The organism is Rhizobium sp. 05L419 (assembly GCF_056397845.1).
On the sequence record NZ_JBFTOF010000007.1, the window covers coordinates 265683 to 279522 of the forward strand.

Annotated in this window: 14 protein-coding genes; 6 read left to right on the forward strand and 8 right to left on the reverse strand. The window is 62.0% G+C overall.

The genetic code is table 11. The features are described 5' to 3' along the window. Positions 1-29 precede the first annotated feature (29 nt). From AC1DMK_RS12490 to AC1DMK_RS12505, 4 genes are read left to right on the forward strand one after another with little or no spacing between them, the layout of a single operon-like run. Positions 30-968 (forward strand): ABC transporter permease, encoded by a 939-nt coding sequence (locus AC1DMK_RS12490; RefSeq protein WP_477859333.1) that lies wholly within the window; start codon positions 30-32, stop codon positions 966-968. Continuing rightward, a complete protein-coding gene (locus AC1DMK_RS12495; RefSeq protein WP_477859335.1) occupies positions 968-1816 on the forward strand; it encodes an ABC transporter permease in 849 nt (282 codons plus the stop codon). Before AC1DMK_RS12490 ends, AC1DMK_RS12495 begins: the two co-directional genes overlap by 1 nt. Continuing rightward, positions 1813-2811 carry an ABC transporter ATP-binding protein gene (locus AC1DMK_RS12500; RefSeq protein WP_477859337.1) on the forward strand — a complete coding sequence of 333 codons (999 nt, stop codon included), beginning with the start codon at positions 1813-1815 and terminating at the stop codon, positions 2809-2811. Before AC1DMK_RS12495 ends, AC1DMK_RS12500 begins: the two co-directional genes overlap by 4 nt. Then, positions 2808-3803, forward strand: coding sequence for an ABC transporter ATP-binding protein (locus tag AC1DMK_RS12505; RefSeq protein WP_477859338.1), 996 nt, complete (start codon positions 2808-2810; stop codon positions 3801-3803). Before AC1DMK_RS12500 ends, AC1DMK_RS12505 begins: the two co-directional genes overlap by 4 nt. 119 nt (positions 3804-3922) lie before the next feature. Here the strand turns inward: AC1DMK_RS12505 and AC1DMK_RS12510 are convergent, their stop codons facing one another. The 4 genes from AC1DMK_RS12510 to AC1DMK_RS12525 are packed head-to-tail and all read right to left on the reverse strand — an operon-like array spanning position 3923 to position 7212. Next, a complete protein-coding gene (locus AC1DMK_RS12510; RefSeq protein WP_477859339.1) occupies positions 3923-4402 on the reverse strand; it encodes a GNAT family N-acetyltransferase in 480 nt (159 codons plus the stop codon). Further along, complete coding sequence (locus AC1DMK_RS12515; protein ID WP_477859341.1) at positions 4399-5532, reverse strand: NAD(P)/FAD-dependent oxidoreductase; 1134 nt, start codon at positions 5530-5532, stop codon at positions 4399-4401. Before AC1DMK_RS12515 ends, AC1DMK_RS12510 begins: the two co-directional genes overlap by 4 nt. Beyond that, positions 5522-6922, reverse strand: a complete 1401-nt coding sequence (locus AC1DMK_RS12520; protein ID WP_477859343.1) for an FAD/NAD(P)-dependent oxidoreductase — start codon at positions 6920-6922, stop codon at positions 5522-5524. Before AC1DMK_RS12520 ends, AC1DMK_RS12515 begins: the two co-directional genes overlap by 11 nt. Continuing rightward, on the reverse strand, positions 6901-7212 hold the full coding sequence (locus AC1DMK_RS12525) for a (2Fe-2S)-binding protein (RefSeq protein ID WP_477859344.1): 312 nt from the start codon (positions 7210-7212) through the stop codon (positions 6901-6903). Before AC1DMK_RS12525 ends, AC1DMK_RS12520 begins: the two co-directional genes overlap by 22 nt. Before the next feature lie 145 nt (positions 7213-7357). Here AC1DMK_RS12525 and AC1DMK_RS12530 point away from each other — a divergent pair, with 145 nt between their 5' ends. After that, positions 7358-8242, forward strand: coding sequence for a LysR family transcriptional regulator (locus AC1DMK_RS12530; RefSeq protein ID WP_477859346.1), 885 nt, complete (start codon positions 7358-7360; stop codon positions 8240-8242). A 28-nt stretch (positions 8243-8270) separates the two neighbouring features. On the opposite strand, the gene AC1DMK_RS12535 is transcribed toward AC1DMK_RS12530, so the two are convergent. Next, complete coding sequence (locus tag AC1DMK_RS12535; RefSeq protein ID WP_477859347.1) at positions 8271-9596, reverse strand: NAD(P)/FAD-dependent oxidoreductase; 1326 nt, start codon at positions 9594-9596, stop codon at positions 8271-8273. A 235-nt stretch (positions 9597-9831) separates the two neighbouring features. Here AC1DMK_RS12535 and AC1DMK_RS12540 point away from each other — a divergent pair, with 235 nt between their 5' ends. Beyond that, positions 9832-10308: an Lrp/AsnC family transcriptional regulator gene (locus AC1DMK_RS12540; RefSeq protein WP_037066140.1), complete on the forward strand. Its 477-nt coding sequence runs from the start codon at positions 9832-9834 to the stop codon at positions 10306-10308. Between the two features lie 56 nt (positions 10309-10364). On the opposite strand, the gene AC1DMK_RS12545 is transcribed toward AC1DMK_RS12540, so the two are convergent. The 3 genes from AC1DMK_RS12545 to AC1DMK_RS12555 are packed head-to-tail and all read right to left on the reverse strand — an operon-like array spanning position 10365 to position 13818. After that, positions 10365-12020, reverse strand: coding sequence for an ABC transporter ATP-binding protein (locus tag AC1DMK_RS12545; RefSeq protein ID WP_477859350.1), 1656 nt, complete (start codon positions 12018-12020; stop codon positions 10365-10367). Beyond that, a complete protein-coding gene (locus tag AC1DMK_RS12550) occupies positions 12020-12871 on the reverse strand; it encodes an ABC transporter permease (RefSeq protein WP_477859352.1) in 852 nt (283 codons plus the stop codon). Before AC1DMK_RS12550 ends, AC1DMK_RS12545 begins: the two co-directional genes overlap by 1 nt. After that, a complete protein-coding gene (locus AC1DMK_RS12555; protein ID WP_037066090.1) occupies positions 12868-13818 on the reverse strand; it encodes an ABC transporter permease in 951 nt (316 codons plus the stop codon). Before AC1DMK_RS12555 ends, AC1DMK_RS12550 begins: the two co-directional genes overlap by 4 nt. Between the last annotated feature and the right edge of the window lie 22 nt (positions 13819-13840).

The window sequence follows — 13840 nt, forward strand, 5'->3', positions numbered from 1 at the left end:
ATAGCCTCGAACCGTGAAGGAGTTGGCCAGTGCGCAGAGGTAACGTGATCGCCGGTCGCATTTTGCAACTGGTGCCGACCCTGTTCATTGCCCTCGTGGTGCTGTTCGTCCTGGTGCGCACATTGCCGGGCGGACCCGGGATTGCAGCCCTCGGCGATCGCGCGACAGATCGGGCGGCGGCCCGCATCGAAGCAGCCTACGGTACGGACCAGACGCTCGTTCACCAGTTCGGCGTCTTCATCGGTCAGTTGGCCCACGGCGATCTTGGGATTTCCTATGCACTCAAGGTTCCAGTCTTGCAACTCGTCGGCGAGCGCCTCCCGGTGACGCTAATGCTGTCACTAATGGGCGCCTTTCTGGCTGTGGTGATTGCCGTTCCGCTTTCTCTGCTGGCCGCGCTCCGGCGCGATCGGCCCACGGATCTTGTGCTGCGCGGTCTGTTCCAGGTCGGCTTGTCCATGCCAACCTTCTATATCGGCATCATCATGCTGACGTTTATCGCGGCGCAATTGCGGTGGTTTCCGGTCGGCGGCTTCGGCAAGGGGCTGGTCGACAATCTCTACCATCTGTTCCTGCCAGCCTTGGCGCTTTCCTATAACTTCGCGGCCGTCCTCTTCCGCAACCTGCGCTCCTCGATCATTCAGGTGACGTCGAGCGACTTCGTTGCCTTTGCCACGGCACGTGGCCTGCCTCGCGCCGTGGTGCTCTGTCATCACGTGCTGCGCAACGCGCTGATTTCCACCGTCACGCTGTTCGGTCTCAACGTCGGCACGCTGATTGGGGGCGCTGTTGTGACCGAGACCGTGTTCGCCATTCCGGGTGTCGGACGCCTGATGATCGACAGCATTTTCGCCCGCGACTATCCGGTCATCCAGGGCTTGATGTTGGTGCTGACACTGGTCGTGTCGCTGGTTTTCCTGATGACGGACATCGTCCAGGGCATGCTTGACCCGAGGATTGAGAATTGATGAGTGCTGTGATCTCGTTCCGTCGCCGGCTGGCGCGCTTGCCGCTGGCGCCATCGCTCGTGATCGGCGGCACGATCGTGTTGTTGTCGATCCTGGTGGCTATCGCACCGCAATGGTTCGCCACTCACGACCCCGAAGCGTTCGACTATGAGGCGCTGCTGGTCGGGCCGAGCGCCGCGCACTGGTTCGGCACGGACAGCTTCGGCCGCGATATCTACAGCCGCGTCATGTGGGCGTTCCGCGTCGATCTGCAGATCGCTTTCTTTGCCACCATAGTATCCGTGGTGTTCGGCACAGTCGTCGGCGCAGTCGTCGGCTATTTCGGCGGCATCCTCGACACCATTGTCGGGCGGGTGATCGACGTGATCGTGATCTTTCCCTTTCTCGTGCTGATCATCGCCGTGGTGGCGCTGCTGGGACCTGGGCTCATCAACATGTACATTGCGATGACGGCGGTCGGCTGGGTGTTTTACTGCCGGCTGATGCGGGCGGAAATCCTCGTCCAGAAGAACCTCGACTATGCGGCCGCAGCCAAGGGACTGGGTTACACCCACATGCGCATCATCCTGCGCCACCTTTTGCCGAATGCCATTACCCCGGTGATGATCTACTGGATGACCGACATGGCGCTTGCCGTTCTGCTCGGCTCCAGCCTCGGCTATCTTGGGCTCGGCGCCCAGCCGCCAGAAGCGGAGTGGGGCGTGCTGATCGCCGATGGCAAGAACTACATCGAGACCGCCTGGTGGATGTCGATTTTCCCGGGCCTCGCGATCCTGTTGCTGGGGCTGGGGCTGAGCCTGCTCAGTGACGGCCTTGCAGAACTCTTTCATCGGCAGGAGCGCTCATGAACATCGAGCAGGAAACCATCCTATCGGTGCGCGGACTGACGGTGTCGCTGCGGCGGGACGAGGAAACCATCCCGATCGTGCAATCGACAAGCTTCGACGTGCGCAAGGGGGAGATCTTCGGGCTGGTCGGCGAATCCGGATCAGGCAAGAGCCTCAGTCTCCGGTCCATCATGCGGCTTCTTCCGAGCCAGATGAAGGTCGGCGGCGAAATCCTGTGGCATGGCCGCGACGTCAACCGCATGAGCGGCAGAGATCTTCGCCGGGTGCGCGGAGGCGAAATCTCGATGATTTTCCAGGAGCCGATGACTGCGCTCAACCCGGTCCTGACCATCGGCCGGCAGATTTTGGAAAGCCTCAAGGCGCATGGCAACCGCGATCGGCCCGGCCGCAAGGCGCGGGCGATCGAACTGCTGGACCTTGTCGGCATTCCATCGGCCGAGCGCCGGCTGGAGGACTATCCGCACCAGTTCTCCGGTGGCATGCGCCAGCGCGCAATGATCGCCATTGCCCTGGCTAGCAATCCGTCGCTGATCCTCGCCGATGAGCCGACGACAGCGCTTGACGTGACCATCCAGGACCAGATCCTGGCCCTGCTTCTGAGGTTGCGCGACGATCTCGGCGTCAGCGTTGCTCTGGTCACGCATGATCTCGGTGTCGTTTCGGCGGTCTGTGATCGCGTGTCGATCATGTATGCCGGCGAGATCCTGGAAAAAGGTCCCGCGGAAGACCTTCTGGTGCGTCCACGTCATCCCTATACGCTGGGATTGATAGACAGCATTCCGCAGGCGGGCGCCAGCCGTGAACCGCTGCGACCTATTTCCGGCTCGCCGCCGTCCCCGCGGGCGCGGCCGGCCGGCTGTCTTTTCTCACCACGCTGTCGGTTCGTTCAGCCCCTTTGCGAAACATCCCGCCCGGCCTTGAAGAAACTTGCCGGGCAGCGGGAAAGCGCATGCATGCGAATGGACACGCTGATCGAGGAGCATGTATTCCAATGACCATCACGGTCCCACCCGTCATCGCCGTCCAGAATGTCGACAAGTATTTCGATGTGAACCGCAGCCTGATGGAGCGGCTGACCGGGGCTCGCGAGCAGCGAGTAGCGGCGCTGCGTGATGTTTCCCTGACGATTGCCAAGGGCGAGACTGTGGCGGTCGTCGGCGAATCCGGTTGCGGCAAGTCGACGCTTGCACGCTGTCTGGTTCGTCTGCACGAGGTCAGCGAGGGCAAGATCCTGTTTCACGGCCAGGACATCTCTCATCTTCGCGGCCGTGCGCAGCGCGCTTACAACCGCCGCGTCCAGATGATCTTTCAGGATCCGTACTCCTCGCTCAACCCGCGGATGACGGTCGGTCAGACGATAGGCGAAGCGCTTGCAGTCAACAGGATCTGTCCTCGTAGCAAGGTCGCGGCGCGAGTCCGCGAACTGCTCGATTTGGTCAATCTTCCGGCCGATGCGGCCGATCGCTATCCGCGCGAGTTCAGTGGTGGTCAGCGCCAGCGGATCGGCATCGCCCGGGCGCTTGCCGTCGAGCCGGAATGCATCATCGCCGACGAAATTCTCTCGGCGCTCGACGTATCCGTGCAAGCGCAGATCATCAATCTGCTGCTTGAGTTGCAGCAGAAGCTGGAGCTGTCGCTGGTCTTCGTATCGCATGATCTACGGGTCGTCAGACATGTCTCCCAACGTATCGTCGTCATGTATCTCGGCTCGGTGGTGGAGACAGGCGATACCGAAAAGATATTCACCGATCCGCAGCATCCCTATACGCGGGCACTGCTGGGAGCTGCGCCTGAAGTCGGTGTTAGAAGGAGTTCAAGCCAGCAGACATTGACTGGCGAATTGCCGAGCCCGCTCTCGCCACCGGCCGGCTGCGCCTTTCATCCGCGCTGCGCCCAGGCCTTCGGCCGTTGCAGCGAGGAACGCCCGCTGCTGCTGGCGACACGGGGCGCAGACCGGGTTGCCTGTCATCTCCAGACCGTCATTTGACGGTTCGACATCACGGCCGTAGCCATTCACGGCCATACAGAAGAAGCGCATAGCCGGTCACGGCATGCGCTTCTTCTGTATTAATGGTTATCGATCGATGTGCGACTGCAAGTCGCTGCTTAGGTTTCCTGCCAAATGATCTTGTCGGTGCGACGGATCATGAACGTGTCGGCATCGGGCAGGGCAGTGAAGCCGAATTTGGCATAGACGCCGTGTGCGTCGTCGGTGCGCAGCAGCCAGTAGTTCACATAGGCCAGGTCGGGGTGCTCGATGGCATGCTGTGACAGCGCCTTGCCAAGGCCCTTGCCGCGATGGGCTTCCAGCACTAGCACGTCGCGCAGATAGGCAAACATCGCGCCATCGGTCACCACCCGGCAGAAACCGGCAAGCGAACCGTCGGCGGCGTACACGCCGATCGGCAGCGAGTTGCGGATGGCGGTGTCGAAGCGGGCGAACTCGAGATCTTCCGCCCAATAGGCCTCGGCGTGAAAATGGCCGAGCAATGCGCGAGTATCCAGCCGGCTTCGCTCGGTGCTGACGGTGTAATCCCCGAACGGCCAGCTGTACTCCCGGCTCTCGAAATGTTGCAGTCCCATCATGATCCCTTTGCCGCAAATCGCTGAATGTTGAAATCCCCGATCGGCGTGCTTGTCGACCCGGTGTCGATCAGCTCCGCCATCACATCGCCGACGCCCGGCCCGAGCTGAAAGCCGTGCCCGCAGAAGCCGAAGGCATAGTAGAGGCCACTCACCCTCCTTGACGGCCCCATAATCGGCAGGTCATCGCTCATATAGCCCTCGACACCCGACCATGTCCTGATGATCTTCAGATGCTTGAGCGCCGGTACAAGCCGCGTCAACTGGGCAAATTGCGGCAGCAAGCTTGCCGGATCATATTTGGCTCGACGTTCGTCGAGGGCGGCCGGCCTGCGGCTGACGCCGCCGAAAATTACGTTGCCGCGCGGGATCTGGCGCAGATACATCACCTCTTCCGGGCGCTTGGTCGACACGCCGACGACCGGCTTGATGAAGTAGGGCGCCGGTTCGGTGACGCCCATTTGCGGCCCGCCCGGCGTGATCGGCACGGTTTCGCCGAAGGTTTCGGACAGCCGCCCGCCCCAGGCGCCGCTAGCGACGAGCACGTTTGGCGCGCGAAATTCGCCCTGCGGCGTCTGTGCGACGAAGTCATTGCCGATCTTCTCGAGGCTGAGGACCTCGCAATTCTCGATAACGGTGGCGCCGTCACATCGGGCGGCTCGCGCGAAGGCTGGTGCCGCAAGCCTTGGATTGGCATGCCCGTCCAGCGGCGAAAACGAGCCGGCGACAGCCTCGTCGCCGGAAAACGGAAAACGCTCGCGCAGCGCCGCCTTCCCGATGATCTCCAGGTCGAGCCCGAACTCCCGCGCGTTGCGGGCGTAGTCCTCGATGACGGCGATCTGCTCGTCGCGCCAGGCAAACCGGATGTGGCCAACCTGCAGAAACTCGACGTCGCTGCCGGTCAGTGCCGGGATCCTCTGCCAGATCTCGCGCGATCGGTTGGCGAGCGGCAGTTGTCGGAGATAGCGGCCTTGGCGCCGGACGTTGCCGAAATTCGTGCCGCTGGCCTGCTGACCGACCAGAAAGCGCTCCAGCAGGATCACCGAACGGCCGCGTTGACGCAGGAAGAATGCGGCGGCGGAGCCGACCAGGCCGCCACCGACGATCAGCACATCGGCCTGTCTATTCTGCATCTGCGCCATCCAATGCCATGGTCGAAATTGCGAGCGGCTTGACCGGCGCCTGTCCACGCAGCCGGCCAGCAGTCTCGACCGGTACCTGCCTGGCTGCCGCGACGACCTCCTGGCTAGCCTGACCGCAATAGCGCCCCTGACACCGGCCCATGCCGACGCGCGAAAAAGCCTTGGCGCGGTTAACTTCCGGTGCGTCGAACGGGCCGGCGGCCACGCGCAATTCACCTGCCGTGATCGCTTCGCAGCGGCAGACCAGCGTCTCGTCCGGAATGCCGGCGGCCAGTCGTTGCGGCCAGGGAAATGCCTTCTGGATGCCATCGGCAAAGCGCCGATGCTTTCTGCTGAGCCGCAGCAGCGCCTGCACATCACGGCTTGATACATGGTGCTTTCGATCGGAGAGCAGTGCCAGGGCCGCAAGCTGGCCGCTCACTTCCGCGCCATCCGCGCCGAGCAGACGGACGCCATCACCGGCAAGGTAGACATGCTCGACGGAACTGCGGCCCATGGCGTCTGCCTGCGGAAACCACTGTCGCGACAGCGGATCAAAGACGAATCGGCAGCCAGCGAGGTCGGCAAGCTGGCTTTCGCTGCGCAGATGATAGCCCATGCCGACGGCATTGCATTGCCGTTCCTCAACCTTGCCCCTGCTTTCGAAGCGGATGCTGCTGACGCCGGAAGCAGGTTTTCCGAGAATCGATAGAGGCGTTATGCCCGAGTGGATCTCAACGCCCGCAGCTTTCAGTGCGCGGATGTAGCGGATACCCTTGATCATCTGTTCCGGTCGCGCCGCCATGCCTGAAAAGCCCGCGATATGATCGCGAAGTGACGATGTGTCCAGCACGGCCACCGGCGGGTTGCCAGCTTTCAGATACTGATAGGCGACGAGATAGAGCAGGGGTCCGGTGCCCATGAACACGACATGCTCGCCGATGGCGCAGCCCTGCGCCTTCAACGCGATCTGCGATGCACCGAGCGAATAGACGCCCGGCAGCGTCCAGCCGGGAAGCGGCAATATGCGGTCGGTCGCACCGGTCGCCAGAATGAGTGCATCAAAGGAGATCGCCGTGGTGGAGCCGCCGGCCGTTGTGTGCAACTCGCCATCAAGCATGCCCCAGGCAAGAGCGTTCGGCCGGTAGTCGATATCGGGTCGAATGCGGTCGAATGTTTGGTGCAGGTCCTCTGCCTTGCTGGCTTCGCTACCGTATAGTGTTTCATAGGCACGGCGGAAATGGGCGGGCTGCCGGCGGTAGATCTGGCCACCGCTGCGCTCGGCCTCGTCGATCACGATCGGGCGAACGTCTGCATTCAGCAATGTCTCTGCTGCGCGCACGCCGGCCGGTCCTGCGCCGACGATGACAATGCGGGGCGTCATGCGCGGATCGGCGACCATAGCCCCTCCGGCTGGCTGGTGGTGAGGCGAAGGCCGGGCGCCACTGTGGTGGAACAGGCCCGCAGACGATCGCCGTCCTCGGTCCAGACCCAGCAATCCTGGCAGGCGCCCATCATGCAGAAGCCAGCTCGCTCGCCATCGCCGAAGTCCGAGAAACGGGTGTGGCCTACCGACAGCATCAGTGCCACGAGCAGCGAGTCGCCTTCCAGCGCCTCGACGGATTGCCGGTCGATAGTCAGCGTTATGGTCTTGCGGTCAGTCTCGGCAAGACGTCTGAAACGGGCGGTCATGCAATTCGTCTCCGTTGCGGTCCGAAATGTCGAAAGACCGCATCCTGGAGTGTGCTGGTGAAGCCACGATTGGACCAATTGCAAACGTTGCCCAATCTCTAACCCAAGGTTATACCATCCTCGAGTTACGAAAGGCGATAACGATATGAATGCGCGGCAGCTTGAGGTTTTCAGGGCGATCATGCGGGACGGTTCGCTGACGGCGGCCGCCAATTCGCTTGCTGTCTCTCAGCCGGCGGTCAGCAAGGTACTGCAGCATCTGGAAAGCCAGCTCGGGTACAAGCTGTTCGAGCGGATCGGCGGCCGCCTGTCGCCGACAGCAGAAGCCCATCTGCTCTATAGCGATGCCGATCGGGTCTTTCGCGAAATTGAAGTGCTCAAGGAACTGACCCGGACGATCGGCGAGCGCAAGATCGGTCTGCTGCGCGTCGGCGCCAGCCTGCCGGTGACGTTTTCGGTGTTGCCGAAGGCGCTTGCTGCATTCCGCGCCAAGCATCCGACCGTCAAGGTACAGTTGCACAGCTTGCCGAAGCGCGAAATCACCGAACAGTTGCTGATCGGTGATATCGACCTCGGCCTGACCATGTCGACCATTCAGGCACCAACGGTCAAAAGCGAGATTTTGACCACGGTTGGCATTGTCGCGGTCATGCCGGCCGATGATCCGCTGGCCGAGCGCGGCGAGATCACCGCTGCCGATCTCGCCGGTCGCCCGCTGATATCCTATGGATCGCATGCGGCTGACGTTGGCGGTCCGCTGGATGATGCGTTTACGGCAGTCGGCGCGCGCCGGCAGATCACCATTCAGGTCTCGTCCTCGATCACGGTTGCGCCGCTAGTTCAGGCCGGTCTCGGCATCGCGCTGGTGGACGGGATTGTCCCGTGGGAGCGTTTCGAGGGTCTGGTCGCGCGGCCGTTCGTGCCGTCGCTCATGATGAATTTTGCCATATCGACCAATTCCGCGCGCCCTCTGTCGCGCTTCTACCGGCCGTTGCTGCAGGATATTCGCGATGCTCTGAAGCTGCGCTAGCGCGGTGTTCACAGGCTCCGGTGTCGCCTCAGAATTCTGCGACGTTGCCCCAGGCGGATTTTTCGAAACGGTCCGGATGGTAGGGCTTCGGATCGACGATCGGATCGTCAGCGGTGACCAGATCGGCGATCAGGTGGCCCGCGCCCGGGCCGATGCCGAAGCCATGACCGCTGAATCCGGCGGCCAGGATGAAGCCGGGCACGCTGGCGATCTCACCGATCCCCGGTACGCCATCCGGGGTGCTGTCGACATAGCCGGCCCAGCTTGCGGTGATCCTGGTGCTGCGGAGCGCCGGCAACAGCTCGAGGGCGCGGCCGTGGGTGAGGCGGATTGTTGCCTGATCAGTCGCCGGGTCCAAGATGCGCATCCGCTCCATCGGCGTCGGCTGGTCGAGGTGCCAGCGTGCCAGGCTCTCGTGACCCGATCGGATGCCTTCCAGGCCGCCGGGCGCAAGGCTGCGCCAGCGGCGCAGGAACATGGGCAGGAATTGCGGGGCAAAGCGGAACTGCTGCACTGTCGGATCGACGCGACCGCGGCCGCTGATCGCCAGCGTATAGCCGCCATCGCCACGCCGGGTGGCCGAGATGGCAGCGGTATGAAGTGCATCGGGCAGGCTCTCGGTCGGCGCCGAGACCGACAAGATCGACGAGCGGATAGCGGCCTGCGGAAAGCGAATGCCGAGCTGCCGGCAGAAGGACGACGCCCAGGCACCGCCCGCCATGACGGCGCTCCGGGTCCGGATCGTCCCCTTTTCGGTGACCACGGCACTGAGATGCCCGGCCTCCGTCTCGATGCCGCGGGCGGCACACATCTGATGGACGCTGCCACCGAGCTTGATCAAAGCGCGTGCCACGGCAGGTGCGGCGTTGGCGGGATCGGCGGTGCCGTCGGAGGGCGAGAAGACGCCGCCCTTCCATTGCTTTCCCGTGGCGCGAGCACGTTCGCTTGCTTCGGCACCGGACAACATATGTGTGGTGACGTCGACCGTGCTTGCGAAGTCGCGCCAGCGCGCCCAGCCCGCCAGTTCCGCCTCGTCATTGCTCAGATAAAGCAGGCCGCAGCGCCTGAACCCGGCATCTTCGCCGCTCTCGGCGGCGAAGCGTTCCCAGAGGTCGAGGCTCTTGGTCGCCATCGGCAATTCGCGGGCGTCGCGGTTCTGCTGGCGGCACCATCCCCAGTTCCGGCTCGATTGCTCGGCGCCGATCCTGCCTTTTTCGATCAATGCCACCTTGATGCCGCGTCGGGCGAGATAATATGCGGTGAAAACGCCGACGATGCCGCCGCCGATCACCACGACGTCAGCCGAGCTTGGAAGGGCCTGATTGGTCTCGATATGGGTCAGCGGTGCGGGCATTGTCCATCTCTCCGGAATGAACCGACATTCTAGCCGCTCCCGTCCGGAAGCGTCACCGCAATTTCGGATAGCCCAGCATTTCGTTCTGTCATCATGTCGTTTTGCAAATCATTATGCTTCATGGAGTATTTCGCCTGCGGATAGACACGCAAGACCTATGTGCTAAGCTGCAATCTGGAAACATCAGCATTTTATGCTGCTGTTATACCGGCAGATCAAACGCGGCAGGCCGACCATGAAACTCGACCGGATCGACATCAAGATCCTCTACGAATTGCAGAAGAACGGCCGCATCACCAATGTGGAACTGGCCGATCTCGTCAACCTGTCACCAAGCCCATGCCTCATGCGCGTCAAGAAGCTGCAGTCGGAAGGCTACATCGACGGCTATTCGGCGCAGATCAATGTCGGCAAGCTTGGCCAGACGCTGACGGTCTTCACCGAGATCACCCTCAAGAACCATCGACAGATCGACTTTGCGCGCTTTCTTGCCGCGGTCGAGAAGGTTGACCAGGTGATCGAGTGCCATCTCGTCTCGGGTGGTTACGACTATCTACTGAAGTTCGTCACTGCTGGGATCGGCGAATACCAGACGATCATGGAACGCCTGACCGACATGGAAATCGGCATCGACAAGTATTTCAGTTTCGTCGTGCTGAAATCGCCGATCGTCAAGGCACACATGCCGCTGACGAGCTTGTTTCCGCTCTAAATCCCGCTGATGTACGTTGCCATCAGGGGCCGTCTAGCGGCTGCCGGCGACATTGTTCAGTGCCGGCAATAGGCCCTGACCAGTTCCGGATCCTGCTGCAGGCTGTCCAGCCAGGTCGGGTCGAGCTTCGGCACGGACGAGAACAGCAGTTGCGAATAGGGGTGCTGTGGCGCCTGCAGTCGCGCCGGCGTGATCTGTTCGACTTTCCTGCCGCCATACATCACCACGATCTCGTCGCAGATGGCTTCCACGACCGACAGGTCGTGGCTGATGAAGATGTAGGAGAGGCCGAGCTCGCGCTGCAATTCCTTGAGCAGTTCGATCACCGCCGCAGCCACCACCGTATCGAGTGCCGAGGTGATTTCATCGCAGAGGATCAGCTTCGGATCGGCTGCCAGCGCGCGGGCGAAGTTGACGCGCTGCTTCTGGCCGCCGGAGAGCTCGCCCGGGCGGCGATGGCGCACAGACTGCGGCAGTTGCACCATGTCGAGCAGTTGATTGATCCGCGCAGATCGCGCCTTCGACGCCATGCCATGATAGAAGGCGAGGGGGCGGCCGAGGATATCCTCGATCGACTTTGACGGATTGAGTGCGGTATCGGCGTATTGAAAGACGATCTGCATCTCGCGCAGCTGGTCGCGCGTTCGTTCGCGCGCGCCGCGTGCCAGCTCCCCGCCATCGAGGATGACATTGCCGGAGACGGCAGGCAGGATGCCGGCAATCGTTCGGGCAAGCGTGGATTTTCCGCAGCCCGATTCACCGATGATACCGAGGTTGCGGCCCTTCTCAACTTTCAGGCTGACGCTATCGACAGCGGTCACCAGGGGAAGGCCGTTTGCCTGTATCGGCCCATACCCGGCAAACAGCGTCTCGATCTCGAGCAACGGCCGCAGTGCTGGCGCCCCGTCGGTTGCCGCGATTCGTGCCTGCGGTTCGAAAGCGGCAATGAGTTCGCGGGTGTAAGGGTGTTTCGCATCCGAGACGATCTCCGTGGTCGTGCCGACTTCCTGCACCTCTCCGCCCTTGAGAACGACAATGCGGTCGGCGATCTGCGCGACGACGGCAAGATCGTGCGAGACATAGACACCGGCGATGCCACCCTTGCGCATCACCGACTTGAAGGCGCGCAGCACCTCGATCTGGGTGGTGACGTCGAGGGCCGTCGTCGGTTCGTCGAAGATGACGAGTTTCGGATCGCCCATCAGTGCCATGGCGGCGGCCAGACGCTGCAACTGGCCACCGGATACCTGGTGTGGATATCGGTCGCCGATCGTGTCCGGATTGGGCAGAGACAACGCCCTGAACAGCTCCTTCGCGCGGATTCGCGAGTGTTCAGGCGAACTTAACTTGTGGATACGCGTCACCTCGATGACCTGGTCCATGATCGTCGCAGCCGGGTTGAACGCTGCTGCTGCGCTCTGCGGCACATAGGCAACATCGGTGCCGCGGACCGAGGCGCGCTGCTTTTCGGTGAGCGTCACCATGTCCTTGCCGTTCAGCATGACACTGCCGCCGCTGATGCGACATCCCGGTCTCGCATGACCCATCAGCGTCAACGCGATGGTGGTCTTGCCCGAGCCGCTTTCGCCGATCAACGCGACGATCTCGCCTTCGGCGATGTCTATGCTGACGCCCTTGATGATCTCGATCTTGCGGCCCGAGTCGGTGGTGGCTTCGACCTTCAGGTCACGAATTTCGACGAGGTTGACCATCATGCGTTCCTGTCTCTGATCTTCTTGGGCAGGTTGTCGATCAGCAGGTTGACGCTGATCGTCAGGCTGGCGATGGCCAGTGACGGGAAGATCACTGCGGGCGCACCGAAGGGCAGGCCGCCGATATTCTCGCGCACCAGGGCGCCCCAATCCGCGTAAGGCGGTTGCACGCCGAGCCCGAGAAACGACAGGCCGGAGAGCAGGAGGACGATGAAGACGAAACGCAATCCAAGGTCGGCCAGCACCGGGCCGAGGATACCCGGCAGGATCTCTGCACGGATCAGATAGAAGATGTTCTCGCCACGAACGCGCGCGACAGTGACGAAATCCATGGCATTGATGTTGACCGCAAGCGCCCGTGCGAAGCGGTAGGCGCCGGGAATGTAGATGACCGACAGCGTGATGATCAGCACCGGGATCGACGAGCCGACCGCGGCCACGACGACAAGCCCGAAGAGCTTGCTCGGGATCGAGTTCAAGGCGTCCAGCAGGCGGCTGAGGATGGTATCGAGCCAGCCACCGGCGACCGCCGAGATCATCCCGAGAACAACGCCGGTAAAGCAGGAGATCGCCACGGCTGCGAGCGAAATGCCGACGGTATAGCGAGCGCCCATTAGGATGCGCGAGGTCATGTCGCGGCCCAGATAATCCGAACCCATCCAGAACTGCGAGCTCATCGGTCCGAAATAATCGAAGTCGGCGATCTCGCCCACCGGATAGGGGATGATCAGCGGCGCCAGAATGGCAACGACCACCCAGAACAGGATGATCGACAGGCCGATCACGCCAACCAGATTGAAACGGTAGCCGAAAACAGAGCCGCGGATCTTTGCCGAAGTGATTTGTGTCATCGAAGCCTCGGATTGGACAGAATGGCAATGATGTCTGCAGCGGTGATCAGTACCAGGTAACCAAGGCAGAAGATCATCGCGCAGCTCTGCATGAGCGGCAGGTCACGGGTTGCGACGGCATCGACCATTAGCTTGGCGACGCCGGGATAGTTGAAAATCGTCTCGACGATGATCACCCCGCCCAGAAGGTAGGAGAGTGACAGGGCCATGGCATTGACGATCGGGCCGAGCGCATTGGGAAGTGCATGCTTCATGACGATCCGCCGGCGCGACGCGCCCTTGAGCAGTGCCATCTCGACATAGGGCGTGTCGAGCGTCTCGACGACGGCGGCACGCGTCATCCGGATCATCTGCGCCGAGACCACGAACGTTAGGGTGATGACCGGCATTGCATAGACCCTGAGAATGTCTGACAGCGAATGAACTTCATTGGCCAGCGACAGCGCCGGAAGCCACTTCAGATAGACGGCAAAGAGCAGGACAGCCGATGTCGCGACCATGAATTCGGGCACCGAGATGACGCCGATCGTGATCACAGTGACGATGCGATCATAGACGGATCCGCGCATCATCGCCGACGTGATGCCGAGCACCAGTGCAACGGGAACGGAAAACAGGGCAGTGATGCCGGCAAGCTTCATCGAGGCGACGAGACGGTCGCCGATCAGCTGTGCAACCGGCATGTCATTGGCGTAGGACTTGCCGAGGTCACCTTGCAGCAGGCCGAAAACCCAGCGAACGAAACGAAACAGAGCCGGCTCGTCGAGATGCATGGCCTTGCGCAGCCCTTCGACCGCCTCGGGCGTCGCAGCCTGGCCGAGCAGAATGGTCGCCGTATCACCGGGCAGCATTGCAGTGGCCAGAAAAACAGCAATTGAGACGATGATCAGCGTGATCAGGGCGATGAGCAGCCTGCTCATGACAAGGGATAGGACCCGAGTGTTCAAGTACGAGCTCCCTTCGGCGTTC

Bases quoted from the DNA above. Each gene is read 5' to 3' on its own strand.
- AC1DMK_RS12495 (WP_477859335.1), top strand. From the start codon at position 968: ATGAGTGCTGTGATCTCGTTCCGTCGCCGGCTGGCGCGCTTGCCGCTG.
- AC1DMK_RS12500 (WP_477859337.1), top strand. From the start codon at position 1,813: ATGAACATCGAGCAGGAAACCATCCTATCGGTGCGCGGACTGACGGTG.
- AC1DMK_RS12505 (WP_477859338.1), top strand. From the start codon at position 2,808: ATGACCATCACGGTCCCACCCGTCATCGCCGTCCAGAATGTCGACAAG.
- AC1DMK_RS12510 (WP_477859339.1), bottom strand. From the start codon at position 4,402: ATGATGGGACTGCAACATTTCGAGAGCCGGGAGTACAGCTGGCCGTTC.
- AC1DMK_RS12515 (WP_477859341.1), bottom strand. From the start codon at position 5,532: ATGCAGAATAGACAGGCCGATGTGCTGATCGTCGGTGGCGGCCTGGTC.
- AC1DMK_RS12520 (WP_477859343.1), bottom strand. From the start codon at position 6,922: ATGGTCGCCGATCCGCGCATGACGCCCCGCATTGTCATCGTCGGCGCA.
- AC1DMK_RS12525 (WP_477859344.1), bottom strand. From the start codon at position 7,212: ATGACCGCCCGTTTCAGACGTCTTGCCGAGACTGACCGCAAGACCATA.
- AC1DMK_RS12530 (WP_477859346.1), top strand. From the start codon at position 7,358: ATGAATGCGCGGCAGCTTGAGGTTTTCAGGGCGATCATGCGGGACGGT.
- AC1DMK_RS12535 (WP_477859347.1), bottom strand. From the start codon at position 9,596: ATGCCCGCACCGCTGACCCATATCGAGACCAATCAGGCCCTTCCAAGC.
- AC1DMK_RS12540 (WP_037066140.1), top strand. From the start codon at position 9,832: ATGAAACTCGACCGGATCGACATCAAGATCCTCTACGAATTGCAGAAG.
- AC1DMK_RS12545 (WP_477859350.1), bottom strand. From the start codon at position 12,020: ATGGTCAACCTCGTCGAAATTCGTGACCTGAAGGTCGAAGCCACCACC.
- AC1DMK_RS12550 (WP_477859352.1), bottom strand. From the start codon at position 12,871: ATGACACAAATCACTTCGGCAAAGATCCGCGGCTCTGTTTTCGGCTAC.